This is a genomic window from Labrys sedimenti (genome assembly GCF_034424805.1).
Classification (GTDB): Bacteria; Pseudomonadota; Alphaproteobacteria; order Rhizobiales; family Labraceae; genus Labrys; species Labrys sedimenti.
The window spans coordinates 295,173-313,898 of the sequence record NZ_JAXOUF010000004.1; the positions used below are offsets into that span (position 1 = coordinate 295,173).

Annotated in this window: 18 protein-coding genes; 11 read left to right on the plus strand and 7 right to left on the minus strand. The window is 63.7% G+C overall.

Going from position 1 to position 18,726, the window contains the following annotated elements:
• The first annotated feature begins 163 nt into the window (after positions 1–163).
• From U1R88_RS16405 to U1R88_RS16415, 3 genes are all read left to right on the plus strand, one after another.
• Positions 164–451 carry a hypothetical protein gene (locus tag U1R88_RS16405; protein WP_068284402.1) on the plus strand — a complete coding sequence of 96 codons (288 nt, stop codon included), beginning with the start codon at positions 164–166 and terminating at the stop codon, positions 449–451.
• A gap of 257 nt (positions 452–708) precedes the next feature.
• The gene (locus tag U1R88_RS16410; protein WP_322432189.1) at positions 709–1,821 is read left to right on the plus strand and encodes an ABC transporter substrate-binding protein; all 1,113 of its coding nucleotides are present in this window, start codon (positions 709–711) and stop codon (positions 1,819–1,821) included.
• 173 nt (positions 1,822–1,994) lie between these two features.
• Positions 1,995–3,104, plus strand: coding sequence for a calcium:cation antiporter (locus tag U1R88_RS16415; RefSeq protein WP_322432190.1), 1,110 nt, complete (start codon positions 1,995–1,997; stop codon positions 3,102–3,104).
• 25 nt (positions 3,105–3,129) lie between these two features.
• Here U1R88_RS16415 and U1R88_RS16420 read toward each other — a convergent pair whose 3' ends face one another.
• The 3 genes from U1R88_RS16420 to U1R88_RS16430 form a co-directional block, all read right to left on the minus strand.
• Positions 3,130–3,570: a YeeE/YedE family protein gene (locus U1R88_RS16420; RefSeq protein WP_322432191.1), complete on the minus strand. Its 441-nt coding sequence runs from the start codon at positions 3,568–3,570 to the stop codon at positions 3,130–3,132.
• Positions 3,567–3,974, minus strand: coding sequence for a YeeE/YedE family protein (locus tag U1R88_RS16425; protein ID WP_322432192.1), 408 nt, complete (start codon positions 3,972–3,974; stop codon positions 3,567–3,569). Before U1R88_RS16425 ends, U1R88_RS16420 begins: the two co-directional genes overlap by 4 nt.
• 146 nt (positions 3,975–4,120) lie before the next feature.
• Positions 4,121–4,978 (minus strand): universal stress protein, encoded by an 858-nt coding sequence (locus U1R88_RS16430; RefSeq protein WP_322432193.1) that lies wholly within the window; start codon positions 4,976–4,978, stop codon positions 4,121–4,123.
• Positions 4,979–5,295: 317 nt separating this feature from the next.
• On the opposite strand from U1R88_RS16430, the gene U1R88_RS16435 reads away from it, so the two are divergent.
• Positions 5,296–6,483 carry an acetate/propionate family kinase gene (locus U1R88_RS16435; protein WP_322432194.1) on the plus strand — a complete coding sequence of 396 codons (1,188 nt, stop codon included), beginning with the start codon at positions 5,296–5,298 and terminating at the stop codon, positions 6,481–6,483.
• Positions 6,484–6,538: 55 nt separating this feature from the next.
• Here the strand turns inward: U1R88_RS16435 and U1R88_RS16440 are convergent, their stop codons facing one another.
• Complete coding sequence (locus tag U1R88_RS16440; protein ID WP_322432195.1) at positions 6,539–7,798, minus strand: MgtC/SapB family protein; 1,260 nt, start codon at positions 7,796–7,798, stop codon at positions 6,539–6,541.
• A 36-nt stretch (positions 7,799–7,834) separates the two neighbouring features.
• Positions 7,835–9,325 carry a bifunctional aminoglycoside phosphotransferase/ATP-binding protein gene (locus U1R88_RS16445; RefSeq protein ID WP_322432196.1) on the minus strand — a complete coding sequence of 497 codons (1,491 nt, stop codon included), beginning with the start codon at positions 9,323–9,325 and terminating at the stop codon, positions 7,835–7,837.
• A gap of 115 nt (positions 9,326–9,440) precedes the next feature.
• Between U1R88_RS16445 and U1R88_RS16450 the strand changes: the two genes are divergently transcribed.
• From U1R88_RS16450 to fixJ, 3 genes are all read left to right on the plus strand, one after another.
• Positions 9,441–9,737: a hypothetical protein gene (locus U1R88_RS16450; RefSeq protein WP_322432197.1), complete on the plus strand. Its 297-nt coding sequence runs from the start codon at positions 9,441–9,443 to the stop codon at positions 9,735–9,737.
• A 76-nt stretch (positions 9,738–9,813) separates the two neighbouring features.
• Entirely contained in the window at positions 9,814–11,319 is a 1,506-nt protein-coding gene (gene fixL / locus U1R88_RS16455) for a sensor protein FixL (RefSeq protein WP_322432299.1), read from the plus strand.
• Positions 11,309–11,926 (plus strand): response regulator FixJ, encoded by a 618-nt coding sequence (fixJ, locus tag U1R88_RS16460; RefSeq protein ID WP_322432198.1) that lies wholly within the window; start codon positions 11,309–11,311, stop codon positions 11,924–11,926. Before fixL ends, fixJ begins: the two co-directional genes overlap by 11 nt.
• A 47-nt stretch (positions 11,927–11,973) precedes the next feature.
• On the opposite strand, the gene U1R88_RS16465 is transcribed toward fixJ, so the two are convergent.
• Positions 11,974–12,624: a BON domain-containing protein gene (locus U1R88_RS16465; protein WP_322432199.1), complete on the minus strand. Its 651-nt coding sequence runs from the start codon at positions 12,622–12,624 to the stop codon at positions 11,974–11,976.
• Positions 12,625–12,837: 213 nt separating this feature from the next.
• Between U1R88_RS16465 and U1R88_RS16470 the strand changes: the two genes are divergently transcribed.
• From U1R88_RS16470 to U1R88_RS16485, 4 genes are all read left to right on the plus strand, one after another.
• Positions 12,838–13,239: a response regulator gene (locus tag U1R88_RS16470; RefSeq protein WP_322432200.1), complete on the plus strand. Its 402-nt coding sequence runs from the start codon at positions 12,838–12,840 to the stop codon at positions 13,237–13,239.
• 99 nt (positions 13,240–13,338) lie between these two features.
• Complete coding sequence (locus U1R88_RS16475; RefSeq protein ID WP_322432201.1) at positions 13,339–14,043, plus strand: helix-turn-helix domain-containing protein; 705 nt, start codon at positions 13,339–13,341, stop codon at positions 14,041–14,043.
• Between the two features lie 60 nt (positions 14,044–14,103).
• Positions 14,104–16,470 carry a phosphoketolase family protein gene (locus U1R88_RS16480; protein WP_322432202.1) on the plus strand — a complete coding sequence of 789 codons (2,367 nt, stop codon included), beginning with the start codon at positions 14,104–14,106 and terminating at the stop codon, positions 16,468–16,470.
• A 138-nt stretch (positions 16,471–16,608) separates the two neighbouring features.
• Complete coding sequence (locus tag U1R88_RS16485; RefSeq protein WP_322432203.1) at positions 16,609–17,337, plus strand: CBS domain-containing protein; 729 nt, start codon at positions 16,609–16,611, stop codon at positions 17,335–17,337.
• A 50-nt stretch (positions 17,338–17,387) separates the two neighbouring features.
• Here U1R88_RS16485 and U1R88_RS16490 read toward each other — a convergent pair whose 3' ends face one another.
• Positions 17,388–18,719, minus strand: coding sequence for a four-carbon acid sugar kinase family protein (locus U1R88_RS16490; protein WP_322432204.1), 1,332 nt, complete (start codon positions 18,717–18,719; stop codon positions 17,388–17,390).
• Positions 18,720–18,726 lie beyond the last annotated feature (7 nt).

Here is an 18,726-nt window from a genome sequence, read left to right on the forward strand (position 1 = left end):
CATGGGCCCGTGCCGCGCCGCAAACCGGGAGGACGCCAAGCACCGAGTCGCCACGCCGAACAAAGCTCCCCCCAGGACGAAGGAGTCTCGATAAGAGCGCGCCAGCAACCCGCAACTATGGCTTAATCCACTTCTCCCCCTGTCCGACTTTGGAGAAGTTGCAATGGCTGCCATCGATCCCGTGACCGCCGGCGCCGTCCTGCTGGCAACCGCCGCCACGGATGCGGTCTATGTCATGTTCACCGCTGCGGTGGTGGCGCGCAAGCGCGTTCCAGCCGCGACCTGGAGCAGTGTCTGGTACCTGCTGTCGTCGTATGCCGTCATCAGCTATACCGAGAACTGGGTCTATGTCGCCTTTGCAGCGCTGGGATCATGGCTCGGCGCCTATGCCTCGATCACCTTCCTGCACCGCCCGCCCGGCGGACCACCGATCGGTGCGGCGCCGGACTAAGCATAGCAAGCTTGCGGATCTGGCCACGGGCCTTGCGGGAAGCCACTAGGCCTTGGCGGCACAGGCCGGGCAATGTCCGGAAACCGTACGGCTCGCCTCGGCCATACAGATCGGCGCAAATGCACGGAACTGTTCCTGCGCGCCTTGAATATGCACTTGTATCAGGCCGTCAGCGAGCGGCAGCAACGGGTTGCGGCAAGAAGGTCCCGAGCCGTCGGTCTTGGGGGGATTGACGACCAGATCCAGGGGAGACTCCGATGAAGACGCCCCGGTTTCCGCCCGGCCCGAAGCCGACCGATGGGCCGACTATACGGATCGGGGCCCTGGCTCCGCTTACCCGGCCAGGCTGGGTCGAGGCAGGCCGGCATTTGCTTGTCGGGCTCGAATTGGCCGTCAGCGAGGTCAATACCGCCGGCGGTATCGGCGGGAGGTCACTCGAACTGCTGGTCCGGGACACGGCCGCCGACCCACAACGAGCCATTGCGGCGGTCGATGAATTGGATCGCCTGGGCGTGGCTGCCCTGGTGGGGGAATATCACAGCGTCGTCGCTCGCGCTGTGGCTGCCAGGGCCGATGCTCTCGGCCTGCCATTCCTCTGCTCGTCGGCGGTTCTCGATGCGCTTGCCGAACAGCCGACGGACCGGGTCGCGCGCCTCGCCCCGGCTCAGTCCCATGGCTGGCAGGTCTATGCCGACTTCCTCCTCGGCACGGGCCATAGGCACATTGCCGTAGCGACCCAGCCGAGTGTCTATTGGGCGTCTGGCACCGGAATTCTGCGGCAGTTCTTCGCTTCCTGCGGCGGCACCGTCATCGAACTCGACATGGCCTCGTTCACCCACGGAGCAATGTGCGACGAACTCGCCGGCATTGGCGCGACAGCCTTGCTGCTGCTGGCCAGCTACCCGGAGCCCGCCGTGCCGATCGTCAAGGCCGTCCGCCGCGATCGGCGGCTCGCCGGGATAATGATCGGTGCACCGGCGGGGCAGCCTGAGTTCGCCGAATGGACAGGGTTGCTCGGCAACGACGGCGCCGCCATCCCGTTCTTGCGCTATTTGCCCGAGCGCCTGGGTCCGCTCGGTGTCCGCACGAAGATCCTTCTCCACCAGCGGCTTGGCGAAGCCCCCTCCTTCGTCGCCTTCGAAGGCTATGACGCCATCGCCGTCCTTGCTGCTGCCCTGCGCGTTCACGGCCCGGATCGGGCACGCATTGTCGAATCCTGGCCGAGTCTTGCCGTGGAAGGCACTCGTGGCGAGATCCGGTTCTCGCGCGTGCCGGGCATCGGCGTTTGGCAGTGGGCCTGGCCGCCAGTCCAGGTCGTCGATCGAGATCCAGCGGAACCGGACCGTTTCCGGATCCTCCACGTCCGATGAGGAGGCGGGAAGGTCCGGCTGCTGCCTTTTCTCCTTGGCTCCTTGCTTCGACGTGCTTTTGCATATCGAGATATCCTCCTGCGATCATAGGGCATCTCGGCGCCCGATTTGCCGCGGAGCGGCTGGCGAGCCATTCTGCGACATCCTGTTCGACATCAGAGGTCATCTCCTTCATGCCGATCCTGATTCTCCGCCTCGCCACCGCATGGGCCAGCGTCGCCGCCTTCCAATTCCTGGCGGATCCCCTGCTCGGGCACCTCGACACGCCGCCCATCGCGGTGGCAGTTTTTCTTTGGCTTCTGGCCGTGATCATGTGGACGGCCTTCGGCGTCGTACATGAGGCAGAAGTGCTGGCGCATCGTCTCGGCGAGCCCTACGGCACGCTGATCCTCACGCTCGCGATCGTCATCATCGAGGTGGCACTGATCTCCGCCGTGATGCTGGGCGCCAAGGGAGCACCAACGCTCGGACGCGACACTATGTTCGCCGTGCTGATGATCGTCCTCAACGGGGTGGTCGGGTTCGGCCTTCTGCTCGGCGGCATGAAGCACTTCGCCCAGCGCTACAATCTGAAGGGCGCCTCGTCCTATCTCGCCATCATCATTCCGCTGGCCGTCATCCCGCTGATCCTGCCGAATTTCACCACCTCCGTCAGCGACGGTTCGCTGACGCGTTTTCAGGCGATCAGCTTTTCGATATTCACACTCCTCCTCTACGGTGCCTTCCTGGTACTCCAGACCGGCCGCCATGCCGAGTTCTATCGCGAGCCGTCCAGCGATGCGCCTCCGGCACAGGAGGAGGACACAGAAATCGAGGAGGTTGCGGCGGGCGGCCCGATCGCAATGCCTCTCCTTCTGCTGCTGCTAAACATCCTGCCCATCGTCCTCCTGGCGAAGAGCCTGGCCAAGGTGCTCGATTTCGGCATCGCCCGCCTCGGCGCCCCGACGGCTCTCGGTGGCATTCTGATCGCCATGATCGTGTTCACGCCGGAATGCATCACGGCGCTGAGGGCCATCACCGCCAATCAGCTGCAGCGGGCCATCAATCTGTGTCTCGGTGCGGCCGCCTCTACGCTGGGCCTCACCGTGCCGGCCATCCTCGTGATCGGCCTCCTGACCGGGCAGAATGTGGTGCTTGGGCTCTCAGCGACCAACATGATCTTGCTGGCGATGACGCTCGTGCTGTCGACGCTCACCTTCACGGGCACCCGGACGACGATGCTGGAAGGCGCCGTGCATCTGGGCGTGTTCTTCGTCTTCCTGGTCCTGGTCTTCAGCCCGTGAGAAACATGCCGTCCGATGCCGCAGGTCAATCTCCCGCTTTCGCGAAAAGGCGGGACCAGGCCAGCATTCCCAGAATCATTGCGGCGACGAACAGCAACACGACCGGCCTCGCCGTCGACAGCGCGGCGATCGCCGGCCCGGGGCAAAATCCGGCAAGGCCCCAGCCTACGCCGAAGAGCAAGGCGCCAAGGAGAAGCGGCCGGTCGATCCTGGTCGTGGCGGGAAGATGGAAACGCTCACCAAGCCAGGGACGGGACAGGCGGCGCTGCAGGAAAACGCCGGTAATGGCGACCAGCACCGCGCCCGCGAGGACGAAGACCAGGCTCGGATCCCAATGGCCGCTGGCCACATTCAGGAAGCCGAGCACCCTGGCCGGGTCGATCATGCCCGATATCGCAAGCCCCAGCCCAAAAATCATGCCGGCCACCAGCGATACGGCCGGCCGGAACAGGTCGCCACCCCTCATCGCACCAGTTCCAGCAAGGATGCCGTGAGCAGGCCGCTGCCCAGGAACATGGCGGTTGCAGCGATCGAGCGCCGCGAAAAGCGGGCGAGGCCAATGATGCCGTGCCCGGACGTGCAACCCGATCCCATCCGCGTGCCGAGGCCGACCAGCAGGCCTGCCAGCGCAACCAGCGGCCATGGCGTGGATACCGTCATGGCCGGCAGAGATCCGCTCAAGACGGCAAAGACGATCGGGCCGAGCACCAGTCCGACGACAAAGGCGCCATTGTCGACGACGAGTTGGCCACCCAGAAGGCGACCGGCGATGCCGCTGATGCCCGCCACCCTGCCATTGGCAAGCAGAAGGAGCACGGCGGCGGCTCCGATCAGCATTCCGCCGAACAACGCGTTCCAATAAGCCGCCATGACATCCTTCCTGCCTGATCAGGCATGGCACAACCTTCCGGTACAGGCCGCCTCATCCCGCTTCTCGTCCGTTCGGCGAGCATAGGTTCGCAGATCCTAATTTTCGCCTTCGCAGGCCGGAAACGCACTACTGCCAGCCATCCCAATCAATGCGCCATCAGAACGGGGAGTTCCGCTCTGTCGAGCACATGCTGGGTCAAGCCGCCAAGGAAGGCCTGGCGCAGGCGGCTATGGGTGTAGGCCCCCATGACCAGCAGCGTCGCGCCAGCCTGGTCGCAGGCTGCCAGGATCTTTTCGCCATCGCTTCCGGCGAGATCCGGCACCAACCCCGCCTTCTCCACGACCACGCCGTGCCAGTGCAGATAGTCGGCCAGATCCGCGATGCCGTTCTGCCGGTCCGCTTCGGAGGGGACGGTGACGATCGAGATGCGCTCCGCCTCATGCAGCAATGAGATGGACTGGCCGACGGCACGCGCCCCTTCCAGGCTGCCGTTCCAGGCGATCACGACATGCCGGAGCAGATTGTCCGGCAGGCGTTCCCCCAGCATCAGGGTCGGCCGCCCCGACGAGAACACCGCCGCATCGAACGCCGCTGCATCGAAAGGCCCGCCTTGGGCGGGGTTGTCGACGATGATGAGGTCATTGACGCGCCCGTTGAGCGCCACGAGCGTCTCGACGTCGCCGCCCCTTTCGGTCCAGGAGGCGAAAGTGGCATCGAGCCGGCGATTAGGCTGCATCTCGACCCGGCTGCTGGAGCACCAGCGTTCGAATGCCTGCCGGCCGGCCGTGGCCAGAGCCTTGGCCTCGCAGGAGGTATTGCATTGGGGCGGAACGCCGCTTGCGCCGACCAGAAGAACGGGCGGAGCGACGATCTCCAGATCGGGCCTGACGTAGAGTGCGTTGATATGGGCATGCGTGCGCTTGGCGAGCCCCAATGCGGCCGCGAGACGACGCTCGGGCCGGATGCCCGGGCCGGTGGGAACCAGAATGCAGCGAAGTGGCACGGCGGATCTCCTTGGATGACACTCTTGTTCTAGGCTCGGCGTTTCCCCCGACATTGAGCTGCATCAAGGCCAGCCAAAGGCGCTCTCGAATAGGTTGGCCTGCCGCTCGCGCAGGACCAATGGACACTCTGGTCGTGCCGGGTCTCCGTGCCGGGAACATCCCGGGCCGGCAATTGATTTACCAAAAGAGACAGATGCGGCGGATCCCGCCTTCTGCGCTCTGACACCAGGCATCCTCACCGGCAGATCATACTCGGTCGACGTTGCTTTATCTCGATCGCACTCGCCAGATTGGCAGCCAAAGGAAAGTCCCCTCGATGAACGGCATCCTCCTGACCTGCAATCCCGGCTCCTCCAGCATCAAGTTGGGACTCTTCAAGCGTGAGGACAGGACGCTCGAACGCCTGGGCATGGGCATCATCGACCTCCGCCGCAAGCCGCTCGGTCTCCATATGGTGGAGGGTCCCGAGGTCGTCGATATTCCGCTGAAAGCTCCAGTCAGCGACGACTTCCACGACGTCATCGCCGAGACCCTCGACCTGTTGGGCAGACATTTCTCTCTCGACGAATTGGTGGCCGTCGGCCACCGCGTCGTCCATGGCGGCGACGTCTTCTCGCGGGCTGCGGTGATCGACGATACCACCTTGAACGCCATCGAGGATCTGGTTCCCCTGGCTCCGCTGCACCAACCCCAAAGTGTGCGACTGATCCGTGCCATCCGGCACCTTCGCCCCCATCTGGTGCAGACGGCGTCCTTCGACACCGCCTTCCATCACGCCCAGGCCGATATCGTCCGTCGCTTCGCGCTGCCCCGCGAACTCTTCGACCAGGGCATCAAGCGCTATGGCTTCCATGGCCTCTCCTATCAATTCATCGCCGGCAGGCTGAGGGAAATCGCCCCTCGCCTGGCCACGGGACGAGTCGTGGTCGCCCATCTGGGCAGCGGGGCCAGCCTGTGCGCGCTTGCCAATGGGGTCAGCCGTGACACCTCGATGGGGTTTTCGACTTTGGACGGCATTCCCATGGCCACGCGCTGCGGTGCCCTGGATCCCGGCGTCCCGCTCCATCTCATGAAGCAGCGCGGCTATTCGCCCGAGGCTCTCGAAGACCTGCTCTATCACCACTCCGGCCTGCTCGGGATCTCAGGGATTAGCGCCGATACGCGCGACCTCCTGGCCAGCGATGCAGCCGAGGCGACCGAAGCCATCGATGTGTTCTGCCTGCGCATCGCCCGCGAGATCGCCGCGCTGGCAACGACCGCCGGTGGGCTGGATGCCCTGGTCTTCACGGCCGGCATCGGCGAGAATCAGCCCACCATCCGCGAGAAGGTCTGCGACCACCTGGCCTGGCTCGGCCTCGATCTCGATTTCGAGGCCAACAACGCGAATGCACGCCGGATCAGCGCCGGCACCAGCGAAATATGCGCCTTGGTGATAGCGACCAACGAGGAACAGGTCATAGCCGAAGAGACCCTCGCGCTTCTCGTCAGGCGCGAAGGCGAATAGCAGGCCTCCTCCCCTCTCCCGCACGGCATCGGGCATAGGGATGGGCATGTCCGGGTTAGCGCATGCTCGCCAGATAACTGGCCGCTCCTCCCGCCGCCACGGCAAGCAGGCTGATCGCCCCAAAAGGTAGGGCACAACGCCATCCCCCGGCATAGGCGGCCATGCCCACCTTGGCCAGGGCATTCACGGCGACGGCCAGGCCAATGGCCAAGGCGGCGGAACCAGGGCCAAGATCGGCGAGGCTCATGCGGGCGATCGAAACGGTCACCGCGTCGACATCCGCCAATCCCGACACCGCCGCGAGCATCATGACGCCCGCGCCGCCATAGGTCTGCTGCAGCAATTTGCCTGCCACGAGGACGACAGCCATGAAGGCCGCCAGCTTGAGGGCGGAGCCAATCTCGAGCGGATTGGAGAGTTGTAGCTTGGGTGCCCCATGATCCACGCGCCTGATGGCCAAGGCACATGCACCGAGCACCTGGACCGCCGCGGCAGCCAGAACGGGAGCAGCCAGGCCAGCAAGCAAGGCCGGGTTGAGGAGCGAGGCGATGAGGCCAACACGCAGCACCATGATGGCGCCCGCCGACAGCATACCCGCAACCAGGATCGACCAGGATTGCGGATGGGTTCCGGCCATGCGGGCCAGCGCCATCGTGGTCGCCGTCGAGGACGACAGGCCTCCGGCGAGGGAGGCCAAAATGACGCCGAGCCTGTCACCGAACAGGCGGATGGCGACATATCCGCCGAAGGAGATCCCGGCGATCAGGATCGCGAACAGCCAGAGCTGCCATGGATTGAGGGTCTGCCACGGGTCGACGGTTCGGTCCGGCAGGATGGGCAATAGCACGCAGGACATGGCGAGGAGCACCAGCACGGCCTTGATTTCCGGCCAGGTCAGGCCGCGTACCAGGCCATGCAACTGCTCCCGCAAGGCGAGCAGGATCGTCATCGCCACGCCACCGGCGGCAGCGATCTGGACATCACCCGTCAGCGCATAGGCGCCGAGGAGGAAGGTGAGCAATCCCGCCACCAGCGAGGTCGCCGAAAAATTACCCTCGGCCTTCGCCTCCAGCCAATGAAACGTCGTGAGGGCACCGGCGAACCCCAGGAACACGAAGCCGAGGATCACTGGACCGGTCGCATGGGACAAGGCGCCGGCGACGCCTCCGATGAGCCCGGTAAGCGCGAATGTGCGAAGCCCGGCAACCCGTTGGTGGTCCTCCTCCTCGCGGGTCCGCCAGCCCCTTTCCAGGCCCACGAGCAGGCCAATACCGAGGGCAACCGCAAGGCGGGCAAGGATCTCGGTCTGGCTCATGCCGATCTTGCCTCGCCGGGCTTTTCTTCGCCTGGCTCAGCCGTTGCGCGACTGCCCATTCGCGCATCTGAGCGCCAGGCACGACAGGGCTTCATCTTCGATATCCTTGCGCGGCAACGTGGCATCGAGACGATGCCATGAAATACGCCCCAGATCATAGCCCGCCTGTTTGCGGACCACATCGACATCGGCATCGGAGGCGTCCTTCTCGCGGCTGGAGACGCGTTGCTCCATGACGGGCAGCGGCGCGTGCAGCCAGAAACCGGTGAAGCCGACCCCGGCACGTAGCGCTATGCCCTCCGCAACGTGCCGCTGGGGCAAATTCGCATAGACGGCATCCAGGATGACGCTGCAATCCGTTGCCAGGACAAGATCGGCCTTGCGGCTGAGCGCGTCATAGACGGCGAGGCTGGAGGACGGCGTATAGGTCGAGGATGGCAGCTTCTGCGTCTGCGCGATGCCGGCAAGGCGCTTGCGCTCGATGTCGCTGCGCAGGACGACGGCACCGGGCGCCCGGCCCAGGAACGGGGCCAATGCCAGCGCCAATGTGGTCTTGCCCGTGCCCGACAGGCCGCCGATCGCCACCAGCCGTGGCGGCAGCTTGACCAGGAAACGACGCGCGAGCTCGAAATAGCGCCGGGCTTCCAGCCGGCTTGCCTCGGCCTCCAACGGTGCCTGGACCATTGCCGCTGCAGCTGCGATCTTGGCCCGCAAGGCGGCCCTGATGGACAGGAATAGAGGCAAGGCCTGAAGGCCTGCCAGATGGGCTTCGGATGCTTCCCACAAATAACGATTGAGCACCATGTTGGCTTGGCGATGCAGTCCACGGTCCCACAGGTCCATCAGCAGGAATGCCAGGTCGTACAGCACGTCACAGGTCGCGATCGCCTCGTCGAATTCGATCGCGTCGAACAAGGTGGCGCGCCCGTCGATGACGGCGATGTTGCGCAAGTGCAGATCCCCGTGGCACCGCCTGACGAAACCAGCCTTGCCGCGCTCGACCAGGAGATCGAAGCAATTGCGATAAGCTTGGCTGGCCGCTGCGGTCAGAGCCTCGATGTCCTGCTGCGGAAACAGAGACGGGCTTTCGCGAAATGCCCGGTCGTTTTGACGGATATAGCGCTCGAGGCTTCGGGTCGCCTCAAGCCCGTCGCGGACCGGAGCCTTTTCATGGGAAGCCAGCACCGCCGGGACGATATCGGCCAGCAGGCTCTCGCCGATGCCATTCTGGTCGGCGAGACGATCGAGCGTGGCGTTCTCGTCGAAGCGTTTCATCCGCACGACCCAGTCGACGATCTCTCCGTCGCCGCGCAACTGCAGGCCGTCACGGGACCTGGTGATCGGGACTGCGTCGAGATAGATCTGAGGCGCATAGGCGCTGTTGACCTCGACCTCCCGCTCGCAGGCCCGCCCTCGGCGGTCCACCGTCGAAAGGTCCATGAATGGAAAATCGACGGCACGCTTGAGCTTGTAGACCCGATCTCCCGCCAGGAAGACGATCGCGCCGTGGGTATCGATGCGTTGCACCGGGTCGGTCCTGCCATGCGTAGAGGGCGAAAGCAGAAAATCGATCACCTCATTTTGATCGGCGACGACGTGGCTGAACGCGGGAGGGGATATTTTCAAGATCGTGGAGGCTGCCATGGCTCATCCCTCTTCAACGATGCCGAGTCGATATATCGGTCCATTGAAGGGGTTCGGCGATCCGAACGAATTGATTCAGCGCAATATTGTCGAATTAGATACCGTGGACACAAGCGGTGCAGCCAAGAGGAAGGCAGCGTGCCAGGACTTTGCAGGCAATCGTCGGATGCCGTCGAAGACCATGCCACTTTGCGAAGAAAGCCTGCGCGGCGTGCCGGATAAGATCACCACCATCCTGCTTCGAACAATTCTTCTTGAAAGATCATGCCTGCCTCTCTCTATAGAGTCTCTATAGAGGAAATCCCTCGCGGAGGCTGGACGTGGTCGCACCATTGCAGCATGGGTCTGTCTCAGACCAGGAGGATCATGCGATCCGAACCGGCCTCGCATGCACGGGCATCGGCACCTGGACTTTCGATATTGCCTCGCAGACCCTGAATGTGTCGGAGACGACGCGCGTGCTTCTAGGTTATCGGGCCGATCCCCCCCTTGACTACCACATATTCCTCTCATTGCTCGATCCCAGGGACGTCGAGGCGGCGACGGCGGCCTTGAAGGCCTCGATGACATCCGGCACCTCCTTCGACATTGCCTGCCGCATCAGCGCTCCCAACAAAGCCAGCCACTGGTTGCGGCTTCGGGGGGGCGTCCTGAAGGCCGAGGACGGCGCGCCCGCCTGTCTGGGCGGCATTGTGATCGACATCGATGAAGAGAAGCAGCTGGAAGAAGCGTTGCGCACGCGCGAGGAGCATCTCCGCTCGATCCTCGAAACCGTTCCCGATGCCATGATCGTCATCGACGAGGCCGGTATCATGCAGTATTTCAGCCGGGCTGCAGAGAGGCTGTTTGGATATACCGGCTCCACAGCCATTGGCCGGAACGTCAAGCAGCTGATGCCGGAACCGGACCGCTTGCGGCATGATGATTATCTGCATCGCTATCAGGATACCGGCCATCGCCATATCATCGGCATCGGTCGCATCGTTACCGGCAAGCGCGAGGACGGTTCCACCTTTCCGATGCATTTGTCGGTCGGCGAGATGCAGTCGGGCGGGCGCCGCTACTTCACCGGTTTCGTGCGGGACCTGACGGAATATCAGCAAACACAGGCCCGCCTTTCCGAACTGCAGTCGGAACTGGTTCATATGTCGCGGCTGAGCGCCATGGGAGAAATGGCGTCCGCGCTCGCCCATGAGCTCAACCAGCCGCTGGCCGCGATCAGCAACTATCTCAAGGGCTCGCGACGCCTGTTGAGCGCCTCTAACCTTGAGGGCCTCGACAGGATCGAAACCGCGCTCGACCAGGCGGCGGAACAGGCTCTGCGGGCCGGACAGATCATCCGGCGCCTGCGGAGTTTCGTGACGAGAAGCGAGACCGAGAAAAGGATCGAGAGCATCGCCAAGTTGGTCGAGGAGGCGGGGGCACTCGGCCTGGTCGGCGCCCGCGAGCAGGGGATTGTCCTGCGTTTCGATCTCGATCCATCCTGCGACCTCGTTCTGGCGGATCGGGTCCAGATCCAGCAGGTCCTTGTGAACCTCTTCCGCAATGCGCTCGAGGCCATGCAGGGATCCGCACGGCGCGAGCTGACGGTTGCCAACGCCCCGATCGACGACGACATGATACGCATCCGCGTGGAGGATACCGGCCATGGCTTTGCCGAGGAGGTCCGGTCAAACCTGTTCCAGCCCTTCTTCACCACCAAGCAGACTGGAATGGGCGTCGGTCTTTCCATCAGTCGCTCCATCATCGAAGCCCATGGCGGAAAGATGTGGGCCGAGACCAATCAATCCGGTGGCGCCACATTCCATTTCTCCCTGCCAGTCGGCACTGTCGCCGACTCCCAGAACTTGACAGAGACCTCTTCCGATGCCGAATAATGCAAGGGTCTTTATCATCGACGACGACGCGGCCGTGCGGGATTCGCTGGCCTTTCTCCTGTCGACCTCCGGCTTTGCCGTCACGCCCTTCGAGACGGCCGAGCACTTTCTCGATGCCCTGCCCCGGCTCGGCTTCGGTTGCGTGATCACCGATATTCGCATGGCTGATGTTGACGGCATCGAACTGCTCAAGCGTGTGAAGGCCACGGCCGCTCATCTGCCGGTCATTGTCATGACCGGCCATGGCGATGTCCCTCTCGCCGTCGAGGCCATGAAGCTGGGTGCAATGGACTTCATGGAGAAGCCGTTCGAGGATGAGCGGCTCATCAATATCCTGCATGCGGCGTTCGAACAAAGCACGAAAGCTACGAAAGTCGCCGCGGACGCAAGCGACCTCGCCGCCCGGCTCGCTTCCCTCAGCCCGCGCGAGCGCCAGGTCTTGGATGGCCTGGTTGCCGGTCTCTCGAACAAGGAGATCGCCAGGGAATACGAGATCAGCCCGCGCACGGTCGAGGTCTACCGTGCCAATGTCATGATGAAGATGCAGGCAGGCAGCATCTCGGAACTGGTCAGGCAGGCGATACGCAGCGGTGCCTTGGGCGACTGATTGATCGCATATCTTTTCGGGCACCGCTGGAGAGCCCTTGCTTCAGGTCAGGCCACCACCAGATCGTTGAAGACCTCCGTCACCCCCGGTGCGCGCCAGGCGGTTGCGGCAGCAATTTGACGTTCATGCTGTGACTGAACCGTACCGCTCAATTTGACCCGGCCACCTTCGGCCCGCACCTCGATAGTCTGCGGATCGAAAAACCATGACCTGTTCAGGGCATGGGTGATGTCGTCCCGGATATTGGAGACATCTACCGTGGGCCTAATGGGTATCAGATTGGTGACGCCCACAATGCCTGGCAGTCGCCACACGCCTTGCTCGGCCGCTTCCTTCTGATAGTTCCAGGCCACTTCGCCATTGAGTGTGATCCAGCCCTCCTCGACAACGGCCTGAACACAGTCCGCGGGCACGTAGACATCTTCGCTCAGGCGCGCAGCGGCTGAGGTGGCAATCTCGTCGTCGGTGATACGGATATCTCCTGGAAGCTTGATCTTGATATGTTCGACCACGGCCTTGACGCCCTTGACTCGCCGGGCCGCCGCTTCCGCTGCGCTCTTCTCGGCGAAGCTCGAAACATGTCCCGTGAGCGTCACCACGCCATCCACGGCCGTCACGCCGACATGGGCGGCCGACACGCTCGGCTCCCAAGCGAGTTCATCAAACACGGCCTGCTGCAGTTTGCTATCGTTCGACATTGGCCTTTCCTCATCATCCCATTGCCGGCCCAGGCGCTCGGCGCGCCGCCCGGCATTCGACAAGGTTTCATTAAGCGCAGGAACCTACCTTGATGCCGATCAAGCCGGGGGATGGGACAGACCGGACCTTGCGCTGAGTCAATTCCGGCTGCGCAAGAAGAGGTATTCTCTCTCGCTGCACCGCCCGGGTTCTTGCGGTGCCGGGAACCGCCAATGACGTCCTCTCAACCCCTCTGTCTTATTGCCGTTATCGATGACGACCGTGACGTGCTCGGATCGCTCCGTTTCCTGCTGGAGGCCGAGGACTTCAAGGTTCAGACCTATTTGAGTGGCGCCGACTGCCTGTCGCAAATGGCTTCTTTCGCACCCGATTGCTTCGTCATCGACTACAAAATGGACGGGATGGACGGCCTCCAGCTCGCGCAGCTTTTGCGCAAAGGAGGGCAGGACGGTCCGGTGGTCCTGATCACCGGCTATCCGGACGAGATGATCGAACACAAAGCCCATCGCGCGGGCATCCAGCACGTCGTCCTCAAGCCCCACATTGCGGAAAGCCTAGTGGCGAATGTCCGGGCCGCCATCGCCGACAAAGGTTTCCCTCGCGATATCCGTTAAGGCCCTTAGGGGCCGTCCCCTAGGGGGTCGACCGAAATTTTCGAGGCCCCCATTCAGGCCTACGACTTGGTCATCCGACGCGCCCAGGAGATGGCCACGATGTTCTCAAGCAACCAGATGCCCGCCCGGTCGAATGCAGTTAGGCCCAATGCACTTCCGCCAATCGCAACCGATATCGCACCCGTCGGCTCTTCCTGCTTCACGCCCCTGCCCAGCCTGCTTGGAACGGTGCATAGTTACGACAAGGGCGAGGAGATCTACGGTGACGACGAACCTGCCGACTATGTCTACGAAGTCATCAGCGGCGCGGTTCGTACCTGCAAGCTCCTGGACGACGGCCGCCGGCAGATCGGTGCCTTCCATCTGCCCGGCGACATTTTCGGCCTGGAAACGGACTCGACGCATCGCATGACCGCCGACGCCGTCACCGATACCATGCTGCGCCTGGTGCGGCGCAAGAGCCTGGAAGCGACCGCCCTCAAGGATATCGGCGTTGCCAATGCCTTGCGCACTCTCGCCTTGCGGGATCTCAGACATGCCGAAGATCACATGATCCTGCTCGGCCGCAAGACGGCGCTCGAGCGTGTCGTCACCTTCCTGCTCGAAATGGATCGGCGGCTTGCCGTGGCCGGCATGTTCGAACTGCCGATGTGCCGCCGCGATATCGGCGATTATCTCGGCCTCACACTCGAAACCGTGTCACGCGTCATCTCCCAGCTTCACGGCAGGGGCATCCTCGGCCTATCCAATGCCCGTCGGATCGTTTTGCGCAATCGGCAACTTCTCGGCGCCATGACCGTTTAACTGGAAGCACCTTCGACCAGCACCCTGTCCCGCCCTCCTGGAAATCTCGAAGACCTTGCCATGACCGCAGCCCTGAAGCCCGAAGAACTCGCCCTCATCGACCGCTATTGGCACGCCGCCAATTATCTATCGGTCGGACAAATCTACCTTCTCGACAATCCGCTTCTGCGCGATCCGCTTACGTTGGACCATGTCAAGCCGCGCCTGCTCGGTCATTGGGGCACCACGCCGGGCCTAAACTTCCTCTATGCGCATCTCAACCGCATCATCAGGCGGGACGATCTCGACATCGTCTTCATCTGCGGACCGGGCCATGGCGGACCGGCCATGGTGGCCAATACCTATCTGGAAGGCAGCTATAGCGAGATCTATCCGGAGATCGCGGAGGACGAAGATGGGCTACGCCGCCTGTTCCGCCAGTTCTCCTTCCCGGGCGGCATTCCCAGCCACGCCTCTCCGGATACGCCCGGCTCGATCCACGAAGGCGGTGAACTGGGCTACGCCCTAGTCCATGCCTATGGCGCGGCTTTCGACAATCCGGGCCTGATCGTCGCCTGCGTGGTCGGCGACGGCGAAGCTGAAACCGGGCCCCTCGCCGCCTCCTGGCACTCCAACAAGTTCGTCAATCCCGTCCATGACGGCGCGGTGCTGCCGATCCTTCACCTCAACGGCTACAAGATCGCCGGCCCCACCATATTAGGGCGCCTCGAAGACGATGAAATCCGCAAGCTTTTCGAAGGCCTCGGTCACGAAGTCCTCTTCGTCGAGGGCTCGGAGCCGGCCTTGATGCATCAGGCCATGGCGGGAGCCTTCGACCAGGCCTTTGCCCGTATTCGCGCCATCCAGCATGCAGCCCGTACCAGGGACGAAACAGGACGTCCCCGTTGGCCGATGATCGTGCTGCGCAGTCCCAAGGGCTGGACCGGCCCCAAGGAGGTCGACGGCCTCAAGACCGAGGGCTTCTGGCGTTCCCATCAGGTGCCGCTCAGCGGCCTCGCCGAAAAGCCCGGCCATCTCGCTCTGCTCGAATCCTGGATGCGAAGCTATGAGCCCGGCCAGCTCTTCGATGCCGAAGGCCGTCTCCTGCCGGAGCTGAAGGAACTGGCTCCCAAGGGGGACCGGCGCATGGGTGCCAATCCCCACACCAATGGCGGCCGGAAATCTCATCTGCGCTGCCCGGACCCGCGCGCCTTTGCCGTGACGGTGGCCTCGCCGGGCCAGACCAGCGCGGAAGCGACCCGGGTCCTCGGGCGCTATCTGGCCGAGGTGATGCGCCTGAATGCCGAGGCCCGCAATTTCCGCATCATGGGGCCCGACGAGACCACCTCCAATCGGCTCGACGCCGTGCTGGAGGTAACGGACCGTACCTGGATGGAGCCACGCTTGCCCGAAGACGTCCACCTGTCGCCCGACGGGCGCGTGATGGAGGTGCTGAGCGAGCATCTGTGCCAGGGATGGCTGGAAGGCTATCTGCTGACGGGCCGCCACGGCCTGTTCAATTGCTACGAGGCCTTCATCCACATCGTCGATTCGATGTTCAACCAGCATGCCAAATGGTTGAAGGTGTCGCGCGAGCTGGCCTGGCGTCAGCCGATCGCCTCGTTCAACTATCTGCTCAGTTCCCATGTCTGGCGCCAGGACCATAACGGCTTCAGCCATCAGGATCCGGGCTTCATCGATCTCGTCGCCAACAAGAAGGCCGACATCGTCCGGATCTATCTGCCGCCGGACGCCAACACGTTGCTCTACGTCGCGGACCACTGCCTGCACACCTATGACCGCATCAACGTCATCGTGGCGGGCAAGCAGCCCGCTCCCCAATGGCTGGACATGGAAGCGGCGGTGCGCCATTGCCGCGCCGGGATCGGCCTGTGGGATTTCGCCTGCAACGACCAGGGCAGCGAACCGGACGTGGTGATGGCCTGCGCCGGCGACGTGCCGACGCTGGAAACGCTGGCCGCCGTCGATCTCCTGCGCCAGCATTGCCCCTCGCTGAAGATCCGCGTCGTCAACGTTGTCGATCTCATGGCCCTGCAGGATCCCAGCCAGCATCCGCATGGGCTCGAGCAGCGCGAATTCGACGGGCTGTTCACCACCGACAAGCCCGTGATCTTCGCCTATCACGGCTATCCCTATCTCATCCATCGCCTGACCTACAGGCGGACCAATCATGACAATTTCCACGTGCATGGCTTCAAGGAAGAGGGCACGACGACGACGCCTTTCGACATGACGGTGATCAACGGTCTCGACCGGTTCCATCTCGCCATTGCCGCCATCGATCGCATTCCCGGCCTGCTGCCGGCGGCCGCCCATGTCAAGCAGGCGCTGCGCAACAAGCTGATCGAGCATGAGGACTATGTCCGGCGCCATGGCGACGACATGCCCGAGATCAAGAACTGGGTCTGGCCGCACGGCACGAACTGAGGCTTGCCCGGCCCTACTACAGCAGCAGCAACACAGGTTTGCGTGAGATCAACGCGATCCACGCGTCAGCGCGGTATCCAACAGCAACTACCGGGTCGCGCTCTATGCCAGCCGCCCACCAACAGCAAGGAGGCCACCATGCGGGTCGCAGACGTGATGACACGCAACATCGTCAGCGTGACACCCGAAACCACTTTATCCCAGGCGATCGACGTCATGGTCCACTCGCACATAAGCGCCCTGCCGGTCATCGGTGAAGACGGCCGGCTGGCCGGCATTCTCAGCGAAGGGGACCTGCTTCGCCGCCCCGAGCTCGGCACGGAGAAGATCGGGGCAAGCTGGTTCAGTTCCCTGTTCAAAGCGGGGCACCTGGCCCAGGCCTATGCGCAGACCCATGGGCGCCGGGTCGATGAGGTGATGACCAGGGACGTCATCGTCGTCGCCCCGAACGAGCGGCTCGAGGAAGCCGTGCTCCTCATGGAGCAGCACGGCATAAAGCGCCTGCCCGTCGTCGAAAACGACAGGGTCGTCGGCCTGCTGTCCCGCGCGGATCTGGTGCGGACCCTGGCCGAGTTCCTGCGCCAGCCCTATGAAGAGCAACCGGTGAGCGACGAAGACATCAAGGCCGCCATCGAGGCCGAATTCCAGGCCCAGCCATGGGCGCCGGCCGGCGCCATCCGGGTCGAGGTCCAGAATGGCCGGGTGGAACTAAGCGGTATCATCACCGATGAAAACCAGCGCAACGCCATCCGGATCATCGCCGAGAACACGCCCGGCGTGCAATCGGTGCGCGACAATATCAGCTGGGTCGAACCGATGACGGGTATTGTCCTGTCTGCCCCGGAAACCCAGGACAAGACGCACTGAGCCCTTCTCTGCTTTGCACCGGATGAGAGAAACGCGACCGGCCGTCGTGATCAAGCCGAGCCACGGCCGTCGCGTATCATCGAAAAATAGTCGTCGCCGCCGACCTGCCCGCCTTTGAGCGCGATCTCCAGCCCTTCGAAGGCCGGCGCGTCCGCATAGGCCGTACATAGGGGGGAGCCAGGACAGGAGGGCAAGGGCAGCCTCGTCGTCAGCGCGAAGATCCCGAGCTCGCGCAAGGCGTGGCTCGACGTATCGCCGCCGGCAATGACCGCCCGGCGCAGGCCCGCCCGTTCGACGAGGGCCTTCTGGATCCGGCCCAGCGCCACGCCGATGCGGTTGCGGTCCCCGTCATCCTCGAACCCGTCACCAATATCGGTGCTCGGTCCGAGCGCGGTGTAGAGGATAACGCTGCGTCCCTGCTCCAGCCTTTCAAGGCCGCTGGCGACGGCTTCGGCAATGGCCGCCTCGCCATGGCTGATGAGCGCGCGCGGATCCAGCGCAACGCCGTCGAACCCGTTAGCGGTGGCATGGCGGATCTGCCGCTCCGTGGTGGGGGAGCAGCTCCCCGATACCACGGCGATGCGATCGGCAATGCCGGGCGCGGCAAAGGAGCTTTTCCCGCCGACCAAGCCACTTTCCTGCCAGGCGCGCAGCAGCGCATATTCGACCCCCGAAGACCCGGCCACGAAGGGCCCGAGCCTTGGCTGCAGGCGCAGGAGCTGGCGCCCTGCCTGCAATTGGGTGGCATCGTCGTTGACATCGAGGAGGACGATGTCCTCGCCTCTCGCCAGCACGGCATCGACGATGCCGTCGGCATCGACCGCCACCAGCGCCGCAATGTCAACAAGGCCGATGCTCCCCTTCGTCTGCCGAGCAAGGTGCAGGCGAAGGTCCGCCTCATCCATCGGCGTCACCGGATGGCGGCTCATCACCGGATGGCGGTCGATGCGATAGACCTGGCCCTGATAGGCGGCGAACAGGGTGCCGAAGCTGGTATAGCGCCGAAGCTGGGGCGCGCCGACCACCAGCGGGACCTGGTGCTGTCCGAAGACCTTGCTGCCGATCTCGATGGCGCGGCCGATATTGCCGATCGCCGGGCTGGAGTCGAAGGTGGAGCAGACCTTGTAGTGGCAGACGCCTGCTCCGAGCTGCTTCAGCCATTCGAAGGCCGGGGTAAGCTCGGCATCCATCCAGGCCGGGCTTTGGCTGCGGCTGGTGCCGGCGAGGCCGATGGCGTCGCACTCACCCAGGCGCTCGCGCTGCGCCGCGGTGGGCGGCTGCAGGAACAGGGTGGTGCGCACGCCATGGGAGGCCAGCGCCTCCATCACATCGGTGGAGCCGGTGAAGTCGTCGCCATAATAGGAGAGCAGCAAGCCCGACATCGTTCTT